Source organism: Flexivirga endophytica, assembly GCF_014640635.1.
In the GTDB taxonomy this organism is placed as follows: Bacteria; Actinomycetota; Actinomycetes; order Actinomycetales; family Dermatophilaceae; genus Flexivirga; species Flexivirga endophytica.
On sequence record NZ_BMHI01000002.1, the window covers coordinates 707,683 to 728,208 of the forward strand.

General features: G+C 68.6%; 18 protein-coding genes. 8 read left to right on the forward strand and 10 right to left on the reverse strand.

The genetic code is table 11. The features are described 5' to 3' along the window. Window positions 1–142: 142 nt before the first annotated feature. The 6 genes from ftsH to IEX71_RS08375 are packed head-to-tail and all read left to right on the forward strand — an operon-like array spanning window position 143 to window position 6,088. On the forward strand, window positions 143–2,176 hold the full coding sequence (gene ftsH, locus IEX71_RS08350; RefSeq protein ID WP_188836610.1) for an ATP-dependent zinc metalloprotease FtsH: 2,034 nt from the start codon (window positions 143–145) through the stop codon (window positions 2,174–2,176). Then, complete coding sequence (gene folE, locus IEX71_RS08355) at window positions 2,154–2,741, forward strand: GTP cyclohydrolase I FolE (protein ID WP_188836488.1); 588 nt, start codon at window positions 2,154–2,156, stop codon at window positions 2,739–2,741. Before ftsH ends, folE begins: the two co-directional genes overlap by 23 nt. Further along, entirely contained in the window at window positions 2,741–3,682 is a 942-nt protein-coding gene (gene folP, locus IEX71_RS08360; RefSeq protein ID WP_229749571.1) for a dihydropteroate synthase, read from the forward strand. Before folE ends, folP begins: the two co-directional genes overlap by 1 nt. Further along, window positions 3,675–4,568 carry a 2-amino-4-hydroxy-6-hydroxymethyldihydropteridine diphosphokinase gene (folK, locus tag IEX71_RS08365; protein ID WP_188836489.1) on the forward strand — a complete coding sequence of 298 codons (894 nt, stop codon included), beginning with the start codon at window positions 3,675–3,677 and terminating at the stop codon, window positions 4,566–4,568. Before folP ends, folK begins: the two co-directional genes overlap by 8 nt. Further along, the gene (locus IEX71_RS08370; protein ID WP_188836490.1) at window positions 4,565–5,050 is read left to right on the forward strand and encodes a DUF3180 domain-containing protein; all 486 of its coding nucleotides are present in this window, start codon (window positions 4,565–4,567) and stop codon (window positions 5,048–5,050) included. The genes folK and IEX71_RS08370 overlap by 4 nt, the downstream gene beginning before the upstream one ends. A gap of 27 nt (window positions 5,051–5,077) precedes the next feature. Continuing rightward, window positions 5,078–6,088 (forward strand): GNAT family N-acetyltransferase, encoded by a 1,011-nt coding sequence (locus IEX71_RS08375; RefSeq protein WP_229749572.1) that lies wholly within the window; start codon window positions 5,078–5,080, stop codon window positions 6,086–6,088. 172 nt (window positions 6,089–6,260) lie between these two features. On the opposite strand, the gene IEX71_RS08380 is transcribed toward IEX71_RS08375, so the two are convergent. Further along, complete coding sequence (locus IEX71_RS08380) at window positions 6,261–6,590, reverse strand: VOC family protein (protein WP_188836491.1); 330 nt, start codon at window positions 6,588–6,590, stop codon at window positions 6,261–6,263. A gap of 112 nt (window positions 6,591–6,702) precedes the next feature. Here IEX71_RS08380 and IEX71_RS08385 point away from each other — a divergent pair, with 112 nt between their 5' ends. Next, on the forward strand, window positions 6,703–7,533 hold the full coding sequence (locus tag IEX71_RS08385) for a sigma-70 family RNA polymerase sigma factor (RefSeq protein ID WP_188836492.1): 831 nt from the start codon (window positions 6,703–6,705) through the stop codon (window positions 7,531–7,533). A gap of 81 nt (window positions 7,534–7,614) precedes the next feature. Here the strand turns inward: IEX71_RS08385 and IEX71_RS08390 are convergent, their stop codons facing one another. From IEX71_RS08390 to IEX71_RS08425, 8 genes are all read right to left on the reverse strand, one after another. After that, window positions 7,615–8,517 (reverse strand): DUF6801 domain-containing protein, encoded by a 903-nt coding sequence (locus IEX71_RS08390; protein WP_188836493.1) that lies wholly within the window; start codon window positions 8,515–8,517, stop codon window positions 7,615–7,617. Between the two features lie 170 nt (window positions 8,518–8,687). Continuing rightward, on the reverse strand, window positions 8,688–9,866 hold the full coding sequence (locus tag IEX71_RS08395; protein WP_188836494.1) for an acyl-CoA dehydrogenase family protein: 1,179 nt from the start codon (window positions 9,864–9,866) through the stop codon (window positions 8,688–8,690). 15 nt (window positions 9,867–9,881) lie between these two features. Further along, window positions 9,882–11,837, reverse strand: a complete 1,956-nt coding sequence (locus IEX71_RS08400; RefSeq protein WP_229749573.1) for an acetyl/propionyl/methylcrotonyl-CoA carboxylase subunit alpha — start codon at window positions 11,835–11,837, stop codon at window positions 9,882–9,884. Continuing rightward, window positions 11,834–13,432: an acyl-CoA carboxylase subunit beta gene (locus IEX71_RS08405; RefSeq protein ID WP_188836495.1), complete on the reverse strand. Its 1,599-nt coding sequence runs from the start codon at window positions 13,430–13,432 to the stop codon at window positions 11,834–11,836. Before IEX71_RS08405 ends, IEX71_RS08400 begins: the two co-directional genes overlap by 4 nt. Next, window positions 13,429–14,589 (reverse strand): acyl-CoA dehydrogenase family protein, encoded by a 1,161-nt coding sequence (locus IEX71_RS08410; RefSeq protein WP_188836496.1) that lies wholly within the window; start codon window positions 14,587–14,589, stop codon window positions 13,429–13,431. Before IEX71_RS08410 ends, IEX71_RS08405 begins: the two co-directional genes overlap by 4 nt. Then, complete coding sequence (locus tag IEX71_RS08415) at window positions 14,586–16,346, reverse strand: acyclic terpene utilization AtuA family protein (protein WP_188836497.1); 1,761 nt, start codon at window positions 16,344–16,346, stop codon at window positions 14,586–14,588. Before IEX71_RS08415 ends, IEX71_RS08410 begins: the two co-directional genes overlap by 4 nt. Next, complete coding sequence (locus IEX71_RS08420) at window positions 16,343–17,149, reverse strand: TIGR03084 family metal-binding protein (RefSeq protein WP_188836498.1); 807 nt, start codon at window positions 17,147–17,149, stop codon at window positions 16,343–16,345. The genes IEX71_RS08415 and IEX71_RS08420 overlap by 4 nt, the downstream gene beginning before the upstream one ends. Further along, the gene (locus tag IEX71_RS08425) at window positions 17,146–17,790 is read right to left on the reverse strand and encodes a TetR/AcrR family transcriptional regulator (protein WP_229749574.1); all 645 of its coding nucleotides are present in this window, start codon (window positions 17,788–17,790) and stop codon (window positions 17,146–17,148) included. The genes IEX71_RS08420 and IEX71_RS08425 overlap by 4 nt, the downstream gene beginning before the upstream one ends. Window positions 17,791–17,903: 113 nt before the next feature. Here IEX71_RS08425 and IEX71_RS08430 point away from each other — a divergent pair, with 113 nt between their 5' ends. Next, window positions 17,904–19,493: a class I adenylate-forming enzyme family protein gene (locus tag IEX71_RS08430; protein ID WP_229749575.1), complete on the forward strand. Its 1,590-nt coding sequence runs from the start codon at window positions 17,904–17,906 to the stop codon at window positions 19,491–19,493. 30 nt (window positions 19,494–19,523) lie between these two features. Here IEX71_RS08430 and IEX71_RS08435 read toward each other — a convergent pair whose 3' ends face one another. Beyond that, window positions 19,524–20,375, reverse strand: coding sequence for a DUF6801 domain-containing protein (locus tag IEX71_RS08435; protein WP_188836500.1), 852 nt, complete (start codon window positions 20,373–20,375; stop codon window positions 19,524–19,526). Window positions 20,376–20,526 lie beyond the last annotated feature (151 nt).

Here is a 20,526-nt window from a genome sequence, read left to right on the forward strand (position 1 = left end):
TTACGGAACATCACTCGCCGTCCGCACGTTGATCCAGCCAGGACACCTGCAGCAGCCCCATTACCTGCGGTGTACCGTCTACTGGTCTGTCATGGGCTCGGCCCAACTCAAGCAGGAGGATCGGGGCACGCCCCGCAGGTACATGAACTTCAAGCGCGTTCTTCGCAGCCCTGGGCTCTGGGTCATCCTCGTCGTGCTGATCGGCGTGCTCTGGCTCGCAGTCGGCAACGTCGGCGGTTATCAGAGCGTCGACACCTCGCAGGCCGAGAAACTCATCTCGAGCAAGCAGGTCGACACGGCCACACTGACCCCCGACTCGATCAAGTTGACCCTGAAGGACCCGACCACGGTCGGGGACAAGAAGGGCCTGACCAAGGTCGAGGCCAACTATGTCGACCCGCGCGGTGACCAGCTGGTCGAGCTGCTCGAGAAGAATCCGCCGTCCGGCGGCTACACCGACGACCCGGAGAAGCAGAGCGTCTGGCTGTCGATCCTGATCAGTATGGCGCCGTTCATCCTCTTCATCCTGATCTTCTGGTTCCTGATGACCCAGATGCAGGGTGGCGGCTCGCGGGTCATGCAGTTCGGCAAGTCCAAGGCCAAGCTGGCCACCAAGGACATGCCCAAGGTGACCTTCGCCGACGTCGCCGGTGCGGACGAGGCGGTGGAAGAGCTCGAGGAGATCAAGGATTTCCTCGCGGCGCCGAAGAAGTTCCTCGACGTGGGCGCCAAGATCCCCAAGGGCGTGCTGCTCTACGGCCCGCCCGGCACCGGTAAGACCCTGCTGGCGCGAGCCGTCGCAGGCGAGGCCGGCGTCCCGTTCTACTCCATCTCCGGCTCCGACTTCGTCGAGATGTTCGTCGGTGTCGGCGCCAGTCGGGTCCGTGACCTCTTCGAGCAGGCCAAGGCCAATGCACCGGCGATCATCTTCGTCGACGAGATCGACGCCGTCGGCCGCCATCGCGGCGCCGGCCTGGGCGGCGGGCACGACGAGCGCGAGCAGACCCTCAACCAGTTGCTGGTCGAGATGGACGGTTTCGACGTCAAGACCAACGTCATTCTGATCGCAGCCACCAACCGCCCCGACATCCTCGACCCGGCGCTCCTGCGTCCTGGCCGCTTCGACCGGCAGATCGCGGTGGAGGCTCCCGACATGGGCGGCCGGCACCACATCCTGCAGGTGCACTCCAAGGGCAAGCCGATGGCCAATGACATCGACCTGCTGCAGGTCGCGCGTCGCACCCCGGGCTTCTCCGGTGCCGATCTGGCCAACGTGCTCAACGAGGCCGCACTGCTGACCGCGCGCTCCAACGCGCAGGTCATCGACAACCGTGCGCTCGACGAGGCGATCGACCGGGTCATGGCAGGCCCGCAGAAGAAGACCCGCGTGATGAGCGCCAAGGAGCGCAAGATCACGGCATACCACGAGGGCGGCCACGCCCTGGTCGCGTCGGCGCTCAACCACACCGACCCGGTCAACAAGATCACGATCCTGCCGCGTGGGCGTGCGCTCGGTTACACGATGGTGCTGCCGGTCGACGACAAATACTCCACGACCCGCAACGAGTTGCTCGACCAGTTGGCCTATGCGCTCGGCGGTCGCGTCGCGGAGGAGATCGTCTTCCACGACCCGAGCACCGGTGCGGCCAACGACATCGAGAAGGCCACCGGCCTGGCCCGCAAGATGGTCACGCAGTTCGGCATGAGCGAGCGGGTCGGCGCGATCAAGCTCGGCTCGGGCAATTCCGAGGTCTTCCTCGGACGCGACATGGGCCACGAGCGCGACTACTCCGAGGAGCTCGCCGGTGTCGTCGACGAGGAGGTGCGCCGGCTGATCGAGGCCGCGCACGACGAGGCCTGGCACGCTCTCAACGACAACCGCGACCTGCTCGACAGCCTGGTGCTGGAGCTGCTCGAGAAGGAAACACTCAACGTGCACCAGCTCGAGGTCGTCTTCAAGGACATCAAGAAGCGCCCGAAGCGCAAGGTGTGGCTGTCCAGCGACCGACGCAACGTCAGCGATCGGCCGCCGGTGCTGACCCCGGCCGAGCGTGAGGCGGTTGCCAAGGGCGTCGACCTGGAGAAGGAGGACCGGCAGCAGGCCGGTCAGGTCCATCCGCCTGAGGCGGTCGTCGAGGTGCCGGACGGCGGGTATGTCGACCCCACCCAGGATTGACCTCGAGCGAGCAGCGGCCGCGGTTCGCGAGCTGCTGCTCGCACTCGGCGAGGATCCGGACCGCGAAGGCCTGAAGGACACACCTGATCGTGTCGCGCGCTCCTACGCCGAGACGTTCTCGGGGATGTGGCTGTCACCGAAGGATGCGCTCAACCGCACCTTCGCCGTAGATCACTCCGAGCTGGTCATCGTCCGCGACATCGAGGTCTATTCGACCTGCGAGCACCACCTGGTGCCGTTCCACGGCGTCGCGCATGTGGGCTACATCCCGGCAGCCGACGGTCGGGTCACGGGACTGTCCAAGATCGCCCGGCTGGTCGACGTCTTCGCCAAGCGCCCGCAGGTGCAGGAGCGACTGACCACCGAGATCGCCGACGCCCTCATCGATCACCTGCACGCCCAGGGTGTGCTGGTCGTCGTCGAGTGCGAGCATCTGTGTATGTCGATGCGAGGCGTGCGCAAACCCGGAGCCATGACGATCACCTCTGCCGTGCGTGGGCAGCTGACCAATGCCGCCACGCGGGCCGAGGCGATGAGTCTGATCAACGCGCAGAGCCGGCGCTGATGGCCGCGGCTGCACTGACTTCCGTGTTGCCGCAGCGTCCCGCCGACCGACCACTGGTCATGGGGGTCGTCAACGTGACCCCCGACTCCTTCTCCGACGGCGGACGCTACTTCGATGCCGGAGCCGCCGTCGCACACGGGCACGAGTTGATCGCGCAGGGCGCGGACATCATCGACATCGGTGGCGAGTCGACCCGTCCGGGTGCGCAGCGGCCCACGGTGCCCGAGGAACTCGGTCGGGTCATACCCGTCGTCGAGGGGCTGGCTGACGCCGGCGTCTGGATCTCCGTGGACACCATGCGAGCGTCGGTGGCGGAGGCGGCGGTGCAGTCCGGCGCGCGGATCATCAACGACGTGAGCGGCGGGCTGGCCGACCCCGAGATGACCTCCGTCGCGGCGCGGACCGGTGCCGGCTTCGTGGTGATGCACTGGCGCGGGCACAGTCACGACATGCAGACCCGTGCCGTCTACGACGACGTCACCGCCGATGTCTGCCGGGAGCTGGCCGACCAGGTCGGCGCGGCGCTCGATGCAGGCGTCTCGCGAGAGCAGATCGTCATCGACCCCGGCCTCGGCTTCGCCAAGACCGGCGAGCAGAACTGGGTTCTGTTGCAACACCTTTCGGCGTTCCAGCAGATGCAGCTGCCGGTGCTGGTCGGCGCCTCGCGCAAGTCCTTCCTGGCGCGGGTCGGGAGCCGCACGGGCGGTCCGGTGCCGGCCGAGCAACGCGACTTCGCGACAGCTGCGGTGTCGGTGGTGCTGGCGCAGGCCGATGTCTGGGCAATCCGGGTGCACGACGTGCGCTCGACGTTCGCTGCGTGCGACGTCGTGTCACACATCAGGAAGGCTCACCCCACGAAGTTCTCCGCCGCTTCGCACCCCCGATACTTCGCGGGGACCCCGAGTCCACGTTCCGGCGTCTCGTGGGTGCATGATGACTGACCGCATAACCCTGACCCAGCTCGCGGTGACGACGCCACACGGCGTCCTCGCGCACGAGAAGCGCGAGCCGCAACGGTTCTTCGTCGACATCACGATCGAGTGCGACCTGTCGCTCGCCGGATCGACCGATGACCTGGAGCAGACGATCAGCTACGCCGACGTCGCGCAGGACGCCGAGCGGATCCTGCTGCAGCCGCCGGTCGACCTGATCGAGTCGCTGGCCGAGCAGATCGCCGCCTCGGTGCTCGCGCGCCCTGCGGCCGAGGCGGTCGAGGTGACCGTGCACAAGCCGGATGCGCCTGCGGGAGTGGACTTCTCGTCCATCGGGCTCACCGGCCCGGCCGTGACGATCCGACGCGAGCAGCACCGGCCGGTGGTGATCGCGCTGGGTGCCAACCTCGGTGACCGCGTGGCGACGCTCGCCTCCGCCATACGTGCCCTGGGTCGTGTGGAGGGGCTGGACCTGATCGAGGTGAGTGGGCTCTTCGAGACCGACCCGGTCGGCGGTCCGGAGCAACCCGACTACCTCAACGCCGTCGCGGTCGGCAGCACCCGGCTGTCGCCCTGGACGTTGTTGGACCGTCTACACGAGATCGAGGCCGGCCGTGGCCGGACGCGCGAGATCCGTTGGGGCGCACGCACGTTGGACCTCGACCTGATCCAGGTCGGTGACCCCGCTGCCGACACCGACCTGCGCTTCGACAGTGGCAAGCTGACGCTGCCGCACCCGCGCGCACACGCGCGCGCGTTCGTGCTCGCTCCGTGGCTGGCGGCGGACCCGCAGGCCCGCCTGCGCGTCGGACGCAAGGTCGTGCCCGTCGCGGAGCTGCTGCGTGCGGCGGACACCTCCGGCATACACGTCGGCCCGCAGTGGGCTCCGCAATGACGGATTCGGGCATCACCTGGCGGCATGCGGCGGGGGTCGGTGTCGTCATACTCCTGCTCTGTTACGGCGTGCTGCGCTGGACCACGGCGCACGGACACGGGTTGCCGCACATGTCGTGGTTCCTGCTGGTCACGATGGTGCTGTTGTCGATCGCGGTCCTCGCGGCCGGCTGGGAGGTGCGTTCCTACCTGCAGGGGACCTCTGTACGCCCGCCGTCGCCGCAGAAGGCGCGCCGGGCGCTGGTGGCGGCTCAAGCCGCGGTGCTGGCGGGGGCGATCTTCGCCGGGTGGTTCGGGGCGTTCGCACTGATCGAGCTCGGTCGGCTCGACGCCAGCAGCGCGCTCAGCCGGATGATCCAGGCCATCGTGCTGTGCGTGGCCTCGATCGGTGCGGTGGTCGTCGGACTCGTGGTGCAGAGCTGGTGTCGGATCCCGAAGGACCAGGACGACGACCCGCCCGAGGGCGGGAGCCTACGAGCCTGAATGAGCCGGTGCGCTTGACTGTATGCCGTGAGTGAACCGATCCTGCCCATGCCCGACGTCCCCGGCGGCTTCGTCGCGAGCGTGCCCGACGTGCCGGACGTCCCCGAGATCATCGAGTTGCTCGCGGCACACCAAGCCGCCGCACACGGCAGCAGTTCGGTCGACCCCGACATGGTCGCCTCCAATGTCGCCGGAGTGGGCTCGTGGACGCGGCGGCAGACGTTGGTGCGGGACGCCGACGGCGCGGCCGTCGCGTGGACGGTGGTGCATGACCGGGCAGCCGGTCGCACCGTCGTCGAGGTCGCAGTCCGGCCGGAGGCGCCCGACGACCTGGCCGCGAGCCTCTTCGACTGGGCGAGCGCCGAGGCCCGCACGATGATGCGGGTGCGTGGCCTGAAGGTGACGCAGCTCGACTCGGGTGCGTATGCCGAGGACCGTCGCCAGCAGCGCTGGCTCAGCGAGGCCGGATTCGGACTTGCACGCACCTGGCTGCAGATGAGCCGGCCGGTGACAGCAGCGGATGCCGACCTGCCGGTGCCGCGCGAGGGCGTGGCGGTGCGTCGGATCGGGCTGCACGACGACGGCACGCCGGTCGCCGCGGACCTGCAGGCGGTGCACCTGGTCCTGGAGGAGTCCTTCGCGGACCACTTCAACTCCTACCGGGAGAGCTTCCCGGAGTTCGTGCAGCGGTTGCGCGAGGACCCCGGACACCGTTGGAACCACTGGTGGTTGGCCGAGGTCGAGAGCGACGGCCGGTGGCTGCCCGGCGGCGCCGTGGTGGGCACCGTGCTGCCCCCGGACAGCAGCGGCGCACCGGGCAGCTACATCGACTACATCGGCGTGCACCGACGGTCGCGCGGCAGGGGAGTCGCCAAGGCCCTGCTACGCACCGTGATCAGGGACGCGTTGGACACCGGCTGCAATCGGGTCGGGCTGGAAGTGGATGCCGACTCACCGACCGGTGCGGACGGGCTCTACACCTCGATGGGCTGGGCGACGTCATACAAGACGCAGAGCTGGCACCGCGACCTGCACTGAGTCTTCTTGCTCGACTCCTCGCGACACGGTCGGGGCAACGGCTCGCGCGCTCGGCCTGTCCCCTTATGCCGAGAGGACAGGAGACACGCCGACAGGACAGGCAATTCGGGCGTTCGGGCCGCGAATTGCCTGTCCTGTCGATGCATATCCTGTCCGGTCGGTGAGGTTGCGGTCAGGCCGCGTCGTGGGTGAGGCCGAATTGCGCACCGGACGCGTCCCGGACGACGGCGACCCGGCGGCCGCCACCGACCTCCTTCGGGGCGTCGACGACAGTGCCGCCGGCTTCGGTGATCAGTCGGGTCGCCGAGTCCATGTCGTCGACCTGCAGCTGCGGCATGACGGTCGCGGCGCCGGGGACCAGCCCGATGTGCTGACCGTCCACCTCGAAACCGACGTAGTAGTCCGAGTCCGCCGTCGGCTGGCTGCCGAGCAGCTTGGTGTACAGCTCGCGGGAGGCCGCGAGGTCGTTGGTCGGCAGCAGGACGATGTGGAAGTTGCCCATGGAGTTGCTCCTTGCGGGTTCGTGGTGGCTGCGCTTGTTGCGCTCACCCGTATGACGAGCGACCCGCCAAAAGTGTGACCGGTGGGCCCACCGGGTGTGATGAACTTGCCGGATGGATGACCAGACCGCCGCCTTCGAGGCGGAGCGTCCGCGGCTGGCTCGGATGGCCGAGCGCCTGTTGGGCGATCATGCGGAGGCCGAGGACGCCGTACAGAACGCGTGGCTCCGATTGGCGCGCAACGATGCTCGGATCGACAACCTGCCGGGCTGGTTGACGACGGTGACGACGCGGTTGTGCCTGGATCGGCTGCGCAGCAAGCTCCCGGAGCCGGAGGAGGATCTCGATCTCGACGAGACGTCCCCCGACCCGGCGGACGATGTCGTGCTCGCCGACTCAGTGGGCAGCGCACTGACCGTCGTACTCGACCGGCTGTCCCCGTCCGAACGCGTGGCGTTCGTGCTGCACGACAGTTTCGCGGTCGACTTCCCGACCGTCGCCACCATCCTCGGGACCTCCCCGGTGGCTGCGCGCAAGCTGGCGTCCCGGGCACGCAACAAACTCGCGGACCACGATCGCGACGAGGCGCGGCCCGAACGACCCGATTACACCGCGGTCGTGGACGCCTTTCTGCACGCCGCCAAGGGCGGCGACCTCGACACGTTGCTCGGGCTGCTCGCACCGGACGTCGTCATGGCAGGTGCCGATTCGGCTGCCGTGGCGATGGGCACACCACGATTGGTCGGCCGCGCACAGGTCTCGCAGTTGCTCAATGGCGGGGTGAAGACGGCGTTTCCCGTCTTCATCGGCGAACGTCCCGGGCTCGCCTGGCTGCACCGCGGCGACTACAAGGTCGCGTTCGACTTCGTCATCGAGGACGGGCTGGTCCACCGTGTCGATCTCCGCGCGGACCCGCAGGTGCTGGCGACGGTCCGGAAGCGCTGACCGGCGCGGGCCCGTTGCGCCATACGAAAGGTGCCGCCTCCCAGAGGGGAGACGGCACCTTTCGTCGTGCGTGAGCTGGACTCAGTGACGGCTGCTGAGGCGGCGACGCAGGCCGACGCCGAGCGCTCCGACGCCCATGGCGGCGACGGCTGCTCCGCCGACGACACCACCGTTGACGCCACCATCGGTCGAACCGCCGTCGGTGATGATCGGCGGACCGGTGGTCGTGCCGGTGTCAGTGCCGGTCGCGGTGCCGGTGGATGTCGCGGTGCTGGTGCCCGTGTCGGTGGGAGTCGACGTCGGCGTACCCGTGTCCGTCGGGGTCGAGGTCGGGCTGGTCGGCTCGCTGGTCGGAGCGTTCGGGTCGACGACGTGGACGACACCGATCTGGGTGTTCTGGCCCTTGACCAACGTGCACGTCAGGCCCAGGGTTAGCGCCGGTGAGTCGCCGCTGCTTGCGGTGTAGGCGTTCAGGGTGCCGGTGAAGTCACCGATGTTGACCTTGACGTCCTGCGGGGTGCTCGGCGCGGTGGCCGCTTCGCCGGAGCCGGACGCGGTGGTGGTGATCGCGCCGCTCGTGGGGATCGGGGTGTCACCGATGGTCAGCTTGGACGTCGCCTGCTGGCTGCCGAAGGTGTAGGCAGCATCGCTGGTGCCGTTGATCTTGGTCACCTGCAGCGAACGCATCGTGTCTCCGGCCGTGGTCGACGTCGTGACCTTCGCAGTGACGGCCGGAGCCGGGATCTTGTCGCCGACGTTCGCTGACTGCGGCAGGTCGACGGTGACGGCCGCCGTCCATTCGCCCTGCGGCAGGGAAGCGCCGAACGCGCTCGCGGTGCAGTCGTACTTCAGGCTGATGGTCGCCGCGCTTGCGTCGGACGCGCCGACTCCGGCGGTGAAAGCGATGGTGCCGGCAACGATGCCGACGGTGCCGAGGCCGGCGAGGGTGCGCCGGGACGTTCCGGGGCGCTTGATGCGTGCCATGTGTCCTCCGTGTGGGTGAGCCTCGGGACAACATTGACCCCGGGCGCGCTAACTTACTGGCAGGTAAGCATCGTCAGAATAACCGCACGTGACGCGGCTCACCCAGCTTTTCCGCAGGATCGACCAACTTGTTTTGGACGGGTGTATGGCGCGCCCGTGCTTGGGCGGTGTCAGTAGGACTTCGGTAGGCCGAGACCGAATTGCGCGACGAAATTGAGCGCCATCTCCCGGCTCACCGGAGCGATGCGGGTCAGCCGCGAATTGCCGATCAGGTGCACGAGGCCGTACTCCTCGGCGAGCCCGTTGCCACCGTGCGCCTGGACCGCACGGTCGACGGCGTTGCAGGCAGCCTCTCCCGCGGCGTACTTCGCCATGTTCGCCGCCTCGCCGGCCAGCATGAGCTCCCCGGCCTCGTAGAGTGCGGCCGCACGCTGTGTCATCAGCCGGGCGAGCTCGGTCTCGACATACGACTGTGCGAGTGGGTGCGACACCGCCTGGTGGGTCGCGATCGGCGCGCCCCAGACCTCGCGTTGCTTGGTGTAGGCCACCGCCTTGGCGATGGCGCAGCGCGCCATACCGGTGGCTGACGAGGCAGCCATGATCCGCTCGGGATTCAGTCCGGCGAAGAGTTGCTCGATGCCGGCGTCCGCTTCGCCGACCAGTGCGTCCTCGGGGAGCCGTACGTCATCGAGGTGCACGACGAACTGCTTCTCCGGGCCGACGATCCCGATGTCGATCTTGGTGAAGCTGAAGCCTTGGGAATCGGTCGGTATGACGAACAATGCCGGCCGCAGCTTGCCGGTCTTGTTGTGCGCCGTGCGAGCGACGACCAGGACATCGGAAACCTCGTCGACACCGGAGATGAAGACCTTGCCACCCTTGAGGATCCACTCACCGGAGGACTCGTCCCGGACCGCGGTGGTCCTGATGTTGTGCGAGTTGGAGCCGGCATCCGCCTCGGTGATCGCGAAGCCCATCTTGCGCGTGCCGTCCGCGAAGCCCGGGAGCCAGCGATCCTTCTGCTCGGTGGTGCCGAACTGCGCGATGATCGACCCGCAGATGGCCGGTGAGACGACCATCAGCAGCAGCGGACAGCCGGCGGCCTGTAGCTCCTCGGCAACGGCGGCGAGGTCGCCGATGCCGCCGCCGCCACCGCCGTACTCCTCGGGTATGGCGACGCCCAGATAACCCTGCCGGCCGGCGTCGGCCCACAGCTCATCGGTCTTGCGCCCGTCGTGGGCACACTGCAGCCAGTAGTCCTCGCCGTACTTCTCCGCGAACGCTGCGACCGACGTGCGTAGTGCCTGCCGCTCCGGCGACTCGGTGAAGGCGATCTCCTTGTCGGGCATGTGCTACTCCAATGTTCAGTGTTCGGAGGATGATTCGTCGATCACTGCCAGCACGGTGCCTGCAGCGACCTGGTCGCCGACGGCGACGGAGAGCGAGCCGACGACGCCATCGGCGGGTGCGGTGATCGTGTGCTGCATCTTCATCGCCTCCAGGACCAAGAGTTGCTGGCCGGCGCTCACTACGGCGCCGGTGTCGACGTCGACAGCCGTCACCACGCCCGGCATCGGCGCGAGCAGGGACCCGGCGACATCCGACTCCGGTGCGGTGAAGCGGGGCACCTGCTCCAGGTCGGTGCCGCCGTCCGGGCCGTCCACGAAAGTCGTTGTGCCGCGGCGTGACACCCGGTAGCTCGACGTGACATTGCCGGACCGGAGGAGCACCTCGTCCGGCGTGACGCGGATCGTCTCGAGCTCGCCGGCGGCCAGCTGCAGCCTGCCGCGGACGGACCGATAGCCGACCTCGATCTCCTCGGATCCGGCGCGATATCGCCGTGTGCGATCCGCGGATGGCGCATTGCGCCACGCAGTCGGGATCCTTTGCTGCACAACGCCTTCGGACGATGCGGCGGCTGCGTCCGCCAGTGCCGCGGCACCGGCCGCCCCGGTCAGGTCGGGCCGGCCGGACTGCAGCCAGCCCGCGAGCCGCTCGTCGAGCAGCGAGGTGTGCATCCTGGCGGCCAGGAAGTCGGGATCTCGCAGGATGGCCCGCAGCAGCCGCGCATTGGTGGCGATCCCGTGGATGCGGCAACGGCGGAGGGCGTCGGCCAGCATGCGGCATGCGCTGGTCCGGTCGGGAGCCCAGGCGATGATCTTGGCGAGCATCGGGTCGTAGTGGATGCCGACCGTGGAGCCTGCTCCCACGGCGGAGTCCACCCGGACCCCGAAGTTGGTCGGGCGATCGAAATACGTTGCCTTAAAGCTGAATTCGGCGATCTCGCCGTCCTGTGGCGCCCAGTCTCGTGCGGGGTCCTCGGCATACAGGCGCACCTCGACGGAGTGGCCGTGTGGTGTGAAGTCACGCTCCGCGAGAGGGTGGCCCTCCGCGACCAGCAACTGCTCCGCGACCAGGTCGACACCGGTCACGCACTCGGTGACAGGGTGCTCGACCTGCAATCTGGTGTTCATCTCGAGGAAGAAGACATCGTCGCCGTGCACCAGGAACTCGACGGTGCCGGCGCCGACGTAGTCGACCGCCCGGACCGCCGACCGTGCTGCGTCGTGTAGTCGATCGCGCACGGCGTCGGTCAGGTGGGGCGCGGGGGCTTCTTCGACCACCTTCTGGTGCCGTCGCTGGATCGAGCAGTCCCGGTCGCCGACGATCCAGCAGGTGCCGTGCTGGTCCGCGACGACCTGAACCTCCACGTGTCGGGCGGTGGGTAGGTAGGGCTCGACGAAGACGGTCTCGTCCCCGAACGTCGAGTGCGCTTCGGCGCGCGCGGCGGCGAGCTCCGTCTCGAGTCGGTCGGCCGATCGGACGACCCGCATCCCGCGCCCGCCGCCACCGGCGGATGCCTTGACCAGCAACGGAAAGGCGTCCGCGTCGGCCGAGTTGGGATCCACGTCGAGTGTCGGCACTCCGGCGGATCGCATGATCGCCTTGGCTTCCATCTTCGATCCCATCGCGGCGATCGTCTCCGGGCGTGGGCCGACCCAGGTGAGGCCGGCTGCGATCACAGCCGCCGCGAAGTCGGCGTTCTCGGACAGGAACCCGTAGCCCGGGTGGACCGCATCGCACCCGCTCTGTGTGGCGGCCGCGACGATGGCGTCGACCTGCAGGTAGGTCTCCGACGCTGCCGCTCCGGGTAGCCGCACGGCGAAGTCGGCGTCGCGCACGTGCAACCCGTCGGTGTCCGGATCCGAATGGACCGCAACGGTTTCGATGCCGAGCGTCCGACACGTCCGGAAGATGCGCCGGGCGATCTCGCCGCGGTTGGCGACGAGCAGGCGCCTGATGGTCGTGGAGGCGGTCACAGTCGAAACACTCCGTAACCCTCTGCTCCGCGGATCGGGAGATTGTTGATCACCGACAGGCAGATGCCGAGCACCGTGCGGGTGTCCCGTGGGTCGATCACGCCGTCGTCATACAGCATCCCGGAGATCGCGTATGCCGTTGACTCGGCGTCGATCTGGGCTTCCACCAGCTCCCGCATCTGCTCGTCGGCCGCTTCGTCGAAGGGCACGCCCTTCTTCTCGGCGGACGCTCGCGAGACGATCGAGATCACGCCGGCCAGCTGCGCGGCGCCCATGACAGCGGAGCGGGCGTTGACCCAGCTGAACATGAAGCGTGGATCGTATGCGCGCCCGCTCATGCCGTAATTGCCTGCACCGTATGACGATCCGATGACCACGCTGAGGTGCGGCACCGTCGAGTTTGACACCGCGTTGATCATCTGCGCCCCGTGTTTGATGATGCCGCGCTGCTCGTACTCCGCGCCGACCATGTAGCCGGTCGTGTTGTGCAGGAAGAGCAGTGGAGTGTCGATCTGGTTGGCGAGCTGGATGAACTGCGCGGCCTTCTGTGCTTCCTCGCTGAAGAGGACGCCCTGTGCGTTGGCCAGAATGCCGATCGGGTTTCCGTGCAACTGGGCCCACCCGGTGACCAGACTCGACCCGTAGAGCGGTTTGAACTCGTCGAAGTCCGAGCCGTCCACGATCCGGCCGATCACTTCCCTCGGGTCGAACGGCGCCTTCGGGTCGGTGGGCACCAGGCCGAGGAGCTCCTCGGCGTCATACAACGGGTCGGCGTAGGTGGACGGGGGAGTGAGTCCCTGCTTCCGGTGGCCGAGTCGTCGCACGATCGAGCGCCCGAGGCGGATGGCGTCGTGCTCATCCTCGGCGAGGTAGTCAGCCAATCCCGAGGTGCGCGCGTGCATCTCGGCGCCGCCGAGGGTCTCGTCGTCTGACTCCTCGCCGGTGGCCATCTTCACCAGTGGGGGGCCGGCGAGGAAGACCTTGGCACCGCCGCGGACCATGACGGTGTAGTCGCTCATGCCGGGGATGTAGGCGCCGCCGGCGGTCGAGTTGCCGAAGACCAGCGAGATCGTCGGCCGCCGGCCGGCGCTCGCCCGGGTGAGGTTCCGGAAGCCGCCACCGCCGGGGATGAAGATCTCCTTCTGGGTCGGCAGGTCCGCGCCGCCGGACTCGACCAGATTGACCGTCGGGAGGTGGTTCTCCGCCGCGATCTGTGCGGCGCGTGCGCTCTTCTTCAACGAGGACGGATTCGAGGCGCCACCACGGCTGGTCGGATCGTTCGCGACGATCATGCACTCGGTGCCCTCGATCACGCCGATCCCGGTGACCAGGTTGGCGCCGACCGGGAAGTCGGTGCCCCAGCCGGCGAGTGTCGAGAGCTCGAGGAAGGCGCTGTCCTGGTCGATGAGTAATTCGATGCGTTCGCGGGCGAGGAGCTTGCCACGTCTGTGGTGGCGCTCGACATACTTCTCCCCGCCGCCGGCCAAGGCCTTGGCCTGCTCGTCGGCCAGGTCGTCGACTCGTGCCAGCATCGCTGCGCGATTGTCCTGGTATGGCGGGGAACTCGCGTCGAGTGCGGTTCTGAGTGTTGTCACTTGATGCCTCCTGTCGTGTAGCCGAGCAGCCGTGCGGCGAGGTCGTCGAGGATCTCCGTGGTCCCGCCGCCGATGCCGAGGATGCGCGCGTCGCGGTAGTGCCGCTCAACCTCCGACTCGCGCAAGTAGCCGGCGCCACCGAAGATCTGCACGGCTTCGTCCACGACGTAGGAGCACGCCGCGACGGCGGAGTTCTTCGCGAGGCATGCGTCGGCGATGGCCTCGTCGCCGTCCGCCACGCGTTCGATCACCGATCGGGTGAAGGCGCGCGTCTCGGCGACCCGCCGGTGCATGGTGACCAGCTTGTGTCGGATGAGTTGCCGGTCGATGAGCGGTCGCCCGAAGGTGGAGCGATCTCGGGCGTAGTCCGCGGCGAGTGTCAGCGCGCGGTCGGCGACGGCGTAGCCGTGCACGGCGAGGTTGAGTCGCTCGTGCACGAATTGCTGCATCACAGCGACGAATCCGTCACCCTCGGCGCCAACCAGATTGCCGACCGGGACCGGCGTCCTGTCGAACGACAGCTCAGCGGTGTCGGAGCACTGCCAGCCCATCTTCCGCAACGGACGGGACACCTCGAAGCCGGGGGAGTCGCGGTCGACGACCAGCAGGCTCAGCCCGTCGTGGCCGTCGCCGCCGGTGCGCACCAGGGTGGTGATGAAGTCGGCACGGGTGGCGCTGGTGATGAACATCTTCGAGCCGGTCAGCAGGTAGTGGCCGTCGTCCCTGATCGCCCGGGTCGTCACAGCGGCGACGTCGGAGCCACCTGCCGGCTCGGTGACCGCCAGCGAGCCGATGAGTTCGCCGGCGAGTGTCGGCCGGACGTAGCGGTCGATCAGCGCCGGTTCGCCCGCGGCGATGATGTGTGGCAACGCTATGCCGTGCGTGAACAGAGTTGCGACGAGACCGCTGGATCCGCCTGCGGCGATGACGGATTCGGTCACGATCGAGCTGTCGACGAGGTCGCCGCCGGCACCACCGACAGCGGGGTCGAAGCCGATCCCGAGGTAGCCCGCGTCCGCCATCCGCCGGTGCATCCCGCGCGGCACCGAGCCCGCGTCCTCCCACTCCGAAAGCTGGGGCGCCAGCTCGCGGCGGGTGAACTCGATGACCGCGCAGCGCAGGTCCTTGCGTTCGGGGGTGTTCCACCGGTCGGTCATGCGGGGTCCTCGCGAAGTATCGGAGCGACGGAGGAGCGGAGAACTTCGTGGGGTGCGAGGAGTTCCTCGGGTATGTCGACCACTCGCGCGCGTAGCCACTCGCCCAGTGCCTTCGCCTGCGGATCGAACCGGGTGGACGCCGCGACGCCGTCGCCGAGCAACCCGTGGGTGACGACATTGACGGCGTACAGGTTCGGCAGCGGCCATACCTCGATGTCGAGATCCGCTGTCTCGGGCAGCAATTCACGCAGCCGGGCGGGAGTCAGCAGTCCTACTACCCAGGCGAAGGCGCGATCCCGCGCTGGGTGCTCGGCCGGGATCCACACGCCGACGTTCGCGTCGCCGCCCTTGTCGCCGCTACGTGCGTAGGCGACCGAACCGAGCGGGGCCCTCCGCGTCGGGCCGTCGATGGTCGCAGGAGTCATTGCCGGAGCAGGAGGTCCGGCCGGCGCTGTCCGGGGGGGCGCCGGAATGTCGACCGTGTCGCCGTCGATGTGCACGCGGTGCGGCACCCGGCTCTGCTCGGCATACGCCGCCCGGTAGATCCCGAACGGCGTCGCACGGGACGGAGGTGCGGTCGTGGTGAAGCCCGGGTATGACGCCAGCGCGAGCTCGACCGCCGCGCTGCTGAACGCCCGGCCGACCGGTGCCTCGCGTTCATCGCGTACGTGGCAGCGCAGCAGCGACGTGGCCGCCCATTGCGTCTGGGGGTCCTGGGACGCCACCTGGTCCAGTCGCCAGGTGACGGCCTGCGGTGGGTCCGAGGACAGCGCGGCCGTCAGCTGCTTGCGCAGCAGCTCGGCCTTGCGCTCGATATCGAGGCCGGTCAGCACGAAGTCGGCCGAGTTGCGATAGCCACCAAGGTGATTGAGACACACCTTCGTGGTGGGCGGCGGGGCGCCGCCACGGACGCCATCGATCCGCACCCGGTCTTCGTCGACCGGGCTGATCCGGGCCGTGTCGAGGCGGGCGACCACGTCCGGGTTGAGGTATGCCGGTGAGCCGATCTCGTAGACGAGCTGCGCGGTGACGGTGTCGACGGTGACCGCACCCCCGGTGCCCGGGTGCTTGGTGATGACGCTGCTGCCGTCAGCGGCGACCTCGGCGATCGGGAACCCGGCACGGACGCCGGGGACCAGCTCGTCGAAGCCGCTGAAGTTGCCACCGGTCGCCTGCGCCCCGCACTCGATGACATGGCCGGCGACGAGCGCGCCAGCCAATTCGTCGAGGTCGTCACGGCCCCAGCCGTGCGCTGCGATCGCCGGACCCACCGTGAGCGATGCGTCGGTCACACGGCCGGTGACGACGATGTCGGCCTCGCGGCGTAGCGCCTCGGCGATCCCGAACGCACCGAGATAGGCGTTCGCAGTGAGTGCGTTCCCGAAGCCGAACTCTGTTGCAACAGAACGTAGGTCGTCGCCGTCGACGTAGGCGACGGACACCTGGAGGCCGACGTCCTGTGCGAGTTGCTCGATCCGAGCGGCCAGGCCGGCGGGGTTCAGCCCCCCGGCGTTGCTGACGATCCGGACGCCGCGTTCGACGGCGAGGCCGAGACAGTCCTGCAGCTGCCGCAGGAACGTCTTGGCGTAGCCGAGCGACGGGTCCTTCAGCTGGTCACGCCCGAGGATCAGCATGGTGAGCTCGGCAAGGTAGTCGCCGGTGACGTAGTCGACGTCGCCGCCGACGAGTTGCTCGCGCATCGCCGCCAGCCGGTCACCGTAGAAGCCGGACGCGTTTGCGATGCGTACCGCGCTCATGAGCGCCGGGGCTTCGGGTCGGCGCCGGGTGGCCCGGCGAACGCCTGGATGATGTTCAGCCACTCCCGGGCCGGACCTGGTGTGGCCACCAGCGACGTGTCGTCAGGGTGCAGCCGGCGCACCGCGACTTGGGCGAATTCCCAGGCGGCACCGCTGATTTCGTGTATGGCGCCCTCTTCGCCCCAGCTCCACGTCGCACCACTGGGCGCGGTCAACGTGACCCGGACCGGCTCGTCGGGTGTCGGCAGACCGCGGCCGGCATACACGAAACTGCGGGTGGCGACCCCGATGTGACACACGTGCCTGATCCGGTCGGTGCGCGTGGGTTCGACCCCCAGGGCGGCGGCGACGTCCAGACCGTGCGCCCACGTCTCCATGATGCGGGCGGTGACCATCGAGGTGGCCTTCATCGAAGGTCCATACCACGGGATGCGCACGTCCGAAGGGGTCGCTCGCAAGGCTGCCAGGAGCGCTGCGCGACCGCTGTCCCACCGGGTGATCAGCTCGGTCGGCTCGGCAGCCGCCAGCGCGGCCGCGCCGTCGTCGACGAAACTCGAGGGGGCTGCCACTGCGTCGGTCAGGACCTGGTCCCAGTCATACGGACCTTCGACGGACGGGACCACGGAAGCGATGGCGCTGGTGGACATCTCGTCGGTCCAGGTGAGATGGGCGAGCTGGTGTGCGACCGTCCATCCGGTCGCGGGGGTCGACAGAAGCAGTGCGTCGGGGCCGGCCGTGCCGACCATCGACCGGAGGCTCGCTGACTCCGCCGCCAGGTCGGTCAGCAGCGTTTCCAGGTTCATCGGGACCGTCCGATCGTGGTGGTGCGCCGTGCCGTGGCGTCGAAGATGGTGGACCACTCGGCGAGGATGGCGTTACGCCTGCGGGTGTCGTCGCTGAGGGTGTTGGCCAGGCCGAAACCGCGCAGCATGTCCAAAGTGGCCTGCACCAGCGCGCGTGTCGGGCGGTCCGAGTCGTCGGCAGCGAGCATCGCGACCGCCAGCTCGTGCTCCTCGCGACCCCAGCGGCGTTCCATCGGTCGGACGATCTCGCGCAGCGGCTCATCGGTGCGCGCTGCCACCCACAGCTCGAGGGACGCGACGAACAGGTCCGAGGTGTAGTAGTCGGCCAGCATGGTCAGCACGCTGCGGGTGCTGCGCTGTTTGCCGCGCGTCGCCTGGTCGTGGCGGCGTTGCAGCTCGGCCGTCATCTGCTCGCTGAGGTGCTCCAGCGATGCCACGACCAGCTCGTGCTTGGTGTGGAAGTGGTGCAGCTGCGCGCCGCGAGAGACTCCGGCGACCTCGGACACCAGCGTCGTCGTCGTGCCGGCCCAGCCGCGCTCGATCAGGCAGTCGATGGTCGCCTGCATCAGCCGCGTGCGCATCGCCCGGGTGCGTTCGGGTTGCGGAGTCCGTTGCGGAGTCCGTTGTGGAGCGGTGGTCACGAGCGTCAGCATCTCCGATCGACATACAAACAGTCAAGGCTGTTTGTATCTTGTTTTCGGTGACGCCACGCGGCACGATGGGTCGCACCGCACGTCGATCGGAAGGCGAGACGATGACCGAGCCCATGCGTGCCGATCTGTCCGGGGTCGATGAACTCACGGCCAACCTCACCCATCGGGTCTGCGTCGGCGATCAGTCGTCGCGCAATGCGGTCGTCTACGGGGATCGGATGGCGCTGATCGACGGACCGACCCGCATCAGCTACCGCGAGCTGGAGTCGCTGGCCAACGCGGTGGGCCGTGGATTGCGTGACCTCGGGGTGCAGCGCGGCGACCGGGTCGCCCTCGCTCTGCAGAACCGCTGGGAGTTCGTCGTCACCTTCTTCGGTTGCGCGAAGCTCGGTGCCATCGTCGTGCCGCTCAACGTCGCCCTGATGCCGGCCGAGCTCACCTTTCAGCTCGACGACAGCGGGGCCTCCGTCCTGGTGACCGAGCAGCCGCTGCTGGCACTGGCGGAGGCCGCGGTGCGCGGCACCGGCGTCCGGGACGTTCGCGTCGTCGGCGCCGCCCCCGCGACCGTCGGCGACGTCCCCGCCGCGCCGTGGGAGAGCCTGATCGCAGTAGATGATTCACGGCTCGAGGTGATCGTCGAGGACCGCGACGTGCTGCACTGCCTCTATACGTCGGGGACGACCTCGGCGCCCAAGGGTGTGCTGACCAGTCACGTCGCAGTGCAACTCGGAGCACTGTCCTCCGCGCTCGCCTTCGGGCTGCGCGCGGACGTCGATGAGTCGGTCATGCCGCTCGTGCTGCCGATGTTCCACGTCACGGCGCTCGACGCGATCCTGTTGTCCTCGTTGGTGACAGGTATGACGGTGCTCCTGCACCGCGGTTTCGACCCGGCCGCGGTCGCCCAGAACTTCGTCGACCACCCGGTGACGCACCTGACGATGCTGCCGGCCATGTGGGGAGCGCTGCTGCAGCAGCCGGCGCTGGGTCAGGCGGACACCGGCCGCCTGGTGTCCGGCTGTTACGCGATGGCGCCGATGCCCGCGGACCTGCTGGCCGCGCTGCGGGCCAGGTTCCCTCAGGCTGCGTTCATCCTCGGCTCGGGGCAGACCGAGACGACCCCGGCGTCACAGATGCAGTGGGTCGGCCATCAGGGCACGAAGGACGACTCCTGGGGTCCCGCCGTCGCCACCACCGAGGTGCAGGTGATGGGACCCGACGCGAGACTGTTGGAGCGTGGTCAGGAGGGCGAGATCGTCTACCGCACACCGCAACTCATGGACGGCTACTGGCACAACCCGGAAGCCAACGCCGAGTCGCTGGCCGGCGGCTGGTTCCACGGTGGCGACATCGGCTACCTCGACGAGGACGGGGTCGTGTGGTTCACCGACCGCAGCAAGGACATGGTGAAGACGGGCGGGGAGAACGTCTCTTCGGTCGAGGTCGAGCGAATCCTGTTGGCGCACGAGGCTGTTGCCGAGTGCGCGGTGGTGGGCCGCCCTGACGAACGGTGGGGTGAGGCCGTGACGGCATACGTGGTGCTCGGTGCGGACACGACGGCCACGCGCGATGAGCTGCGCGCCCACTGCCGCGAACACCTCGCCGGCTTCAAGGTGCCCAAGACGATCGAGCTCGTGGATGCGCTCCCGAAGACCGCGACGGGGAAGATCCGCAAGGTCGAACTGCGCGGCTGAGGCGGCCGGTCAGGTCGGCTCAGCCGCCGCTCAGCTGCGCTTGGTGCGCAATCGGCGGGCCGAGCCGACACCGAACAACGTCACGCCCGCAGCCGCGATTCCGGCGCCGATGAGCGCGCCGGTGGCATTGCCGCCCGAGGAATCACCGTCGGTGATGATCGGGGGTCCCGTGGTCGGCGAGGTCGCGGTGCCGGTCGGTGTGCTCGTGGGAGTGCTCGTCGGGCTGGTGCTCGAGCTCGCCGATGCGCCGGTCACGGCGACGCCGGCGATCGTGGCGTCCTGGCCGTCGGCGAGCGCGCAGTCCAGCTCGACCGGCACACCGGAGTCCGTGGTCAGCGTCGCCGTGAGGCTGCCTGCGGTGACCGTCGCCGTGCCGGCCGTGGCCGCAGCCTTCTCGTCAGCCGCAGTTCCGTTGGCATCAGTGGTGATCGGGCCTGTCGCCGGCAGCGTCGTGGTGTCGACGGTCAGCGTGCTCGACCGGTCGCCGGGCGTGGCGACCGCGCCGGCGACGGCATACGAGAGTTTGACCGAGCCGGACCAGGAGCCCACTCCGATCGCGCGGAACTGTGTCGCGGCGTCGTCGCCCGCGGTCACCTGTGCGTTGAGGTATGACGTGTGCAGTGCGTCGCCGGTCGAAACGCTCGCGGGGTAATCGGTCTGGACGGTGACCGACCATGCGTCGGTGAACGTCAGGTTGATCGCCGGAGCCTTACAGTTGTAGGCAAGTTTGGTAGTGGTCGCGGCGTGTGCGGGGCTGCTGGTGAGAGCGACACCCGCGATCGACAAGCCGGCTGCCACGCCCAGTGCACCGCACGTGGTCAGCACCCGAGGAGCTGCGATCCGTCTGCGTGTTGCCTGCCCGTGGCCGGTCGATCCGCTCATCGTGACTCCTCGCTGGCTGGCGACCCGCGCGCGCGGGTCAGGGACCACCTTGACCCGTTTGGGGAGGTGCTGCAACCGGATCGGCGAATCCCGACCGGGCGGCTGCGCGGCCGTCCTCCCGCCGTACGATCACAAGGTCCCGTCCGGGGCA

Bases quoted from the DNA above. Each gene is read 5' to 3' on its own strand.
- IEX71_RS08370 (WP_188836490.1), top strand. From the start codon at position 4,565: ATGACGGATTCGGGCATCACCTGGCGGCATGCGGCGGGGGTCGGTGTC.
- IEX71_RS08410 (WP_188836496.1), bottom strand. From the start codon at position 14,589: ATGACCGACCGGTGGAACACCCCCGAACGCAAGGACCTGCGCTGCGCG.
- IEX71_RS08390 (WP_188836493.1), bottom strand. From the start codon at position 8,517: ATGGCACGCATCAAGCGCCCCGGAACGTCCCGGCGCACCCTCGCCGGC.
- IEX71_RS08415 (WP_188836497.1), bottom strand. From the start codon at position 16,346: ATGAGCGCGGTACGCATCGCAAACGCGTCCGGCTTCTACGGTGACCGG.
- IEX71_RS08385 (WP_188836492.1), top strand. From the start codon at position 6,703: ATGGATGACCAGACCGCCGCCTTCGAGGCGGAGCGTCCGCGGCTGGCT.
- folE (WP_188836488.1), top strand. From the start codon at position 2,154: ATGTCGACCCCACCCAGGATTGACCTCGAGCGAGCAGCGGCCGCGGTT.
- ftsH (WP_188836610.1), top strand. From the start codon at position 143: ATGAACTTCAAGCGCGTTCTTCGCAGCCCTGGGCTCTGGGTCATCCTC.
- IEX71_RS08380 (WP_188836491.1), bottom strand. From the start codon at position 6,590: ATGGGCAACTTCCACATCGTCCTGCTGCCGACCAACGACCTCGCGGCC.
- IEX71_RS08420 (WP_188836498.1), bottom strand. From the start codon at position 17,149: ATGAACCTGGAAACGCTGCTGACCGACCTGGCGGCGGAGTCAGCGAGC.
- folK (WP_188836489.1), top strand. From the start codon at position 3,675: ATGACTGACCGCATAACCCTGACCCAGCTCGCGGTGACGACGCCACAC.
- folP (WP_229749571.1), top strand. From the start codon at position 2,741: ATGGCCGCGGCTGCACTGACTTCCGTGTTGCCGCAGCGTCCCGCCGAC.
- IEX71_RS08430 (WP_229749575.1), top strand. From the start codon at position 17,904: ATGACCGAGCCCATGCGTGCCGATCTGTCCGGGGTCGATGAACTCACG.
- IEX71_RS08435 (WP_188836500.1), bottom strand. From the start codon at position 20,375: ATGAGCGGATCGACCGGCCACGGGCAGGCAACACGCAGACGGATCGCA.
- IEX71_RS08395 (WP_188836494.1), bottom strand. From the start codon at position 9,866: ATGCCCGACAAGGAGATCGCCTTCACCGAGTCGCCGGAGCGGCAGGCA.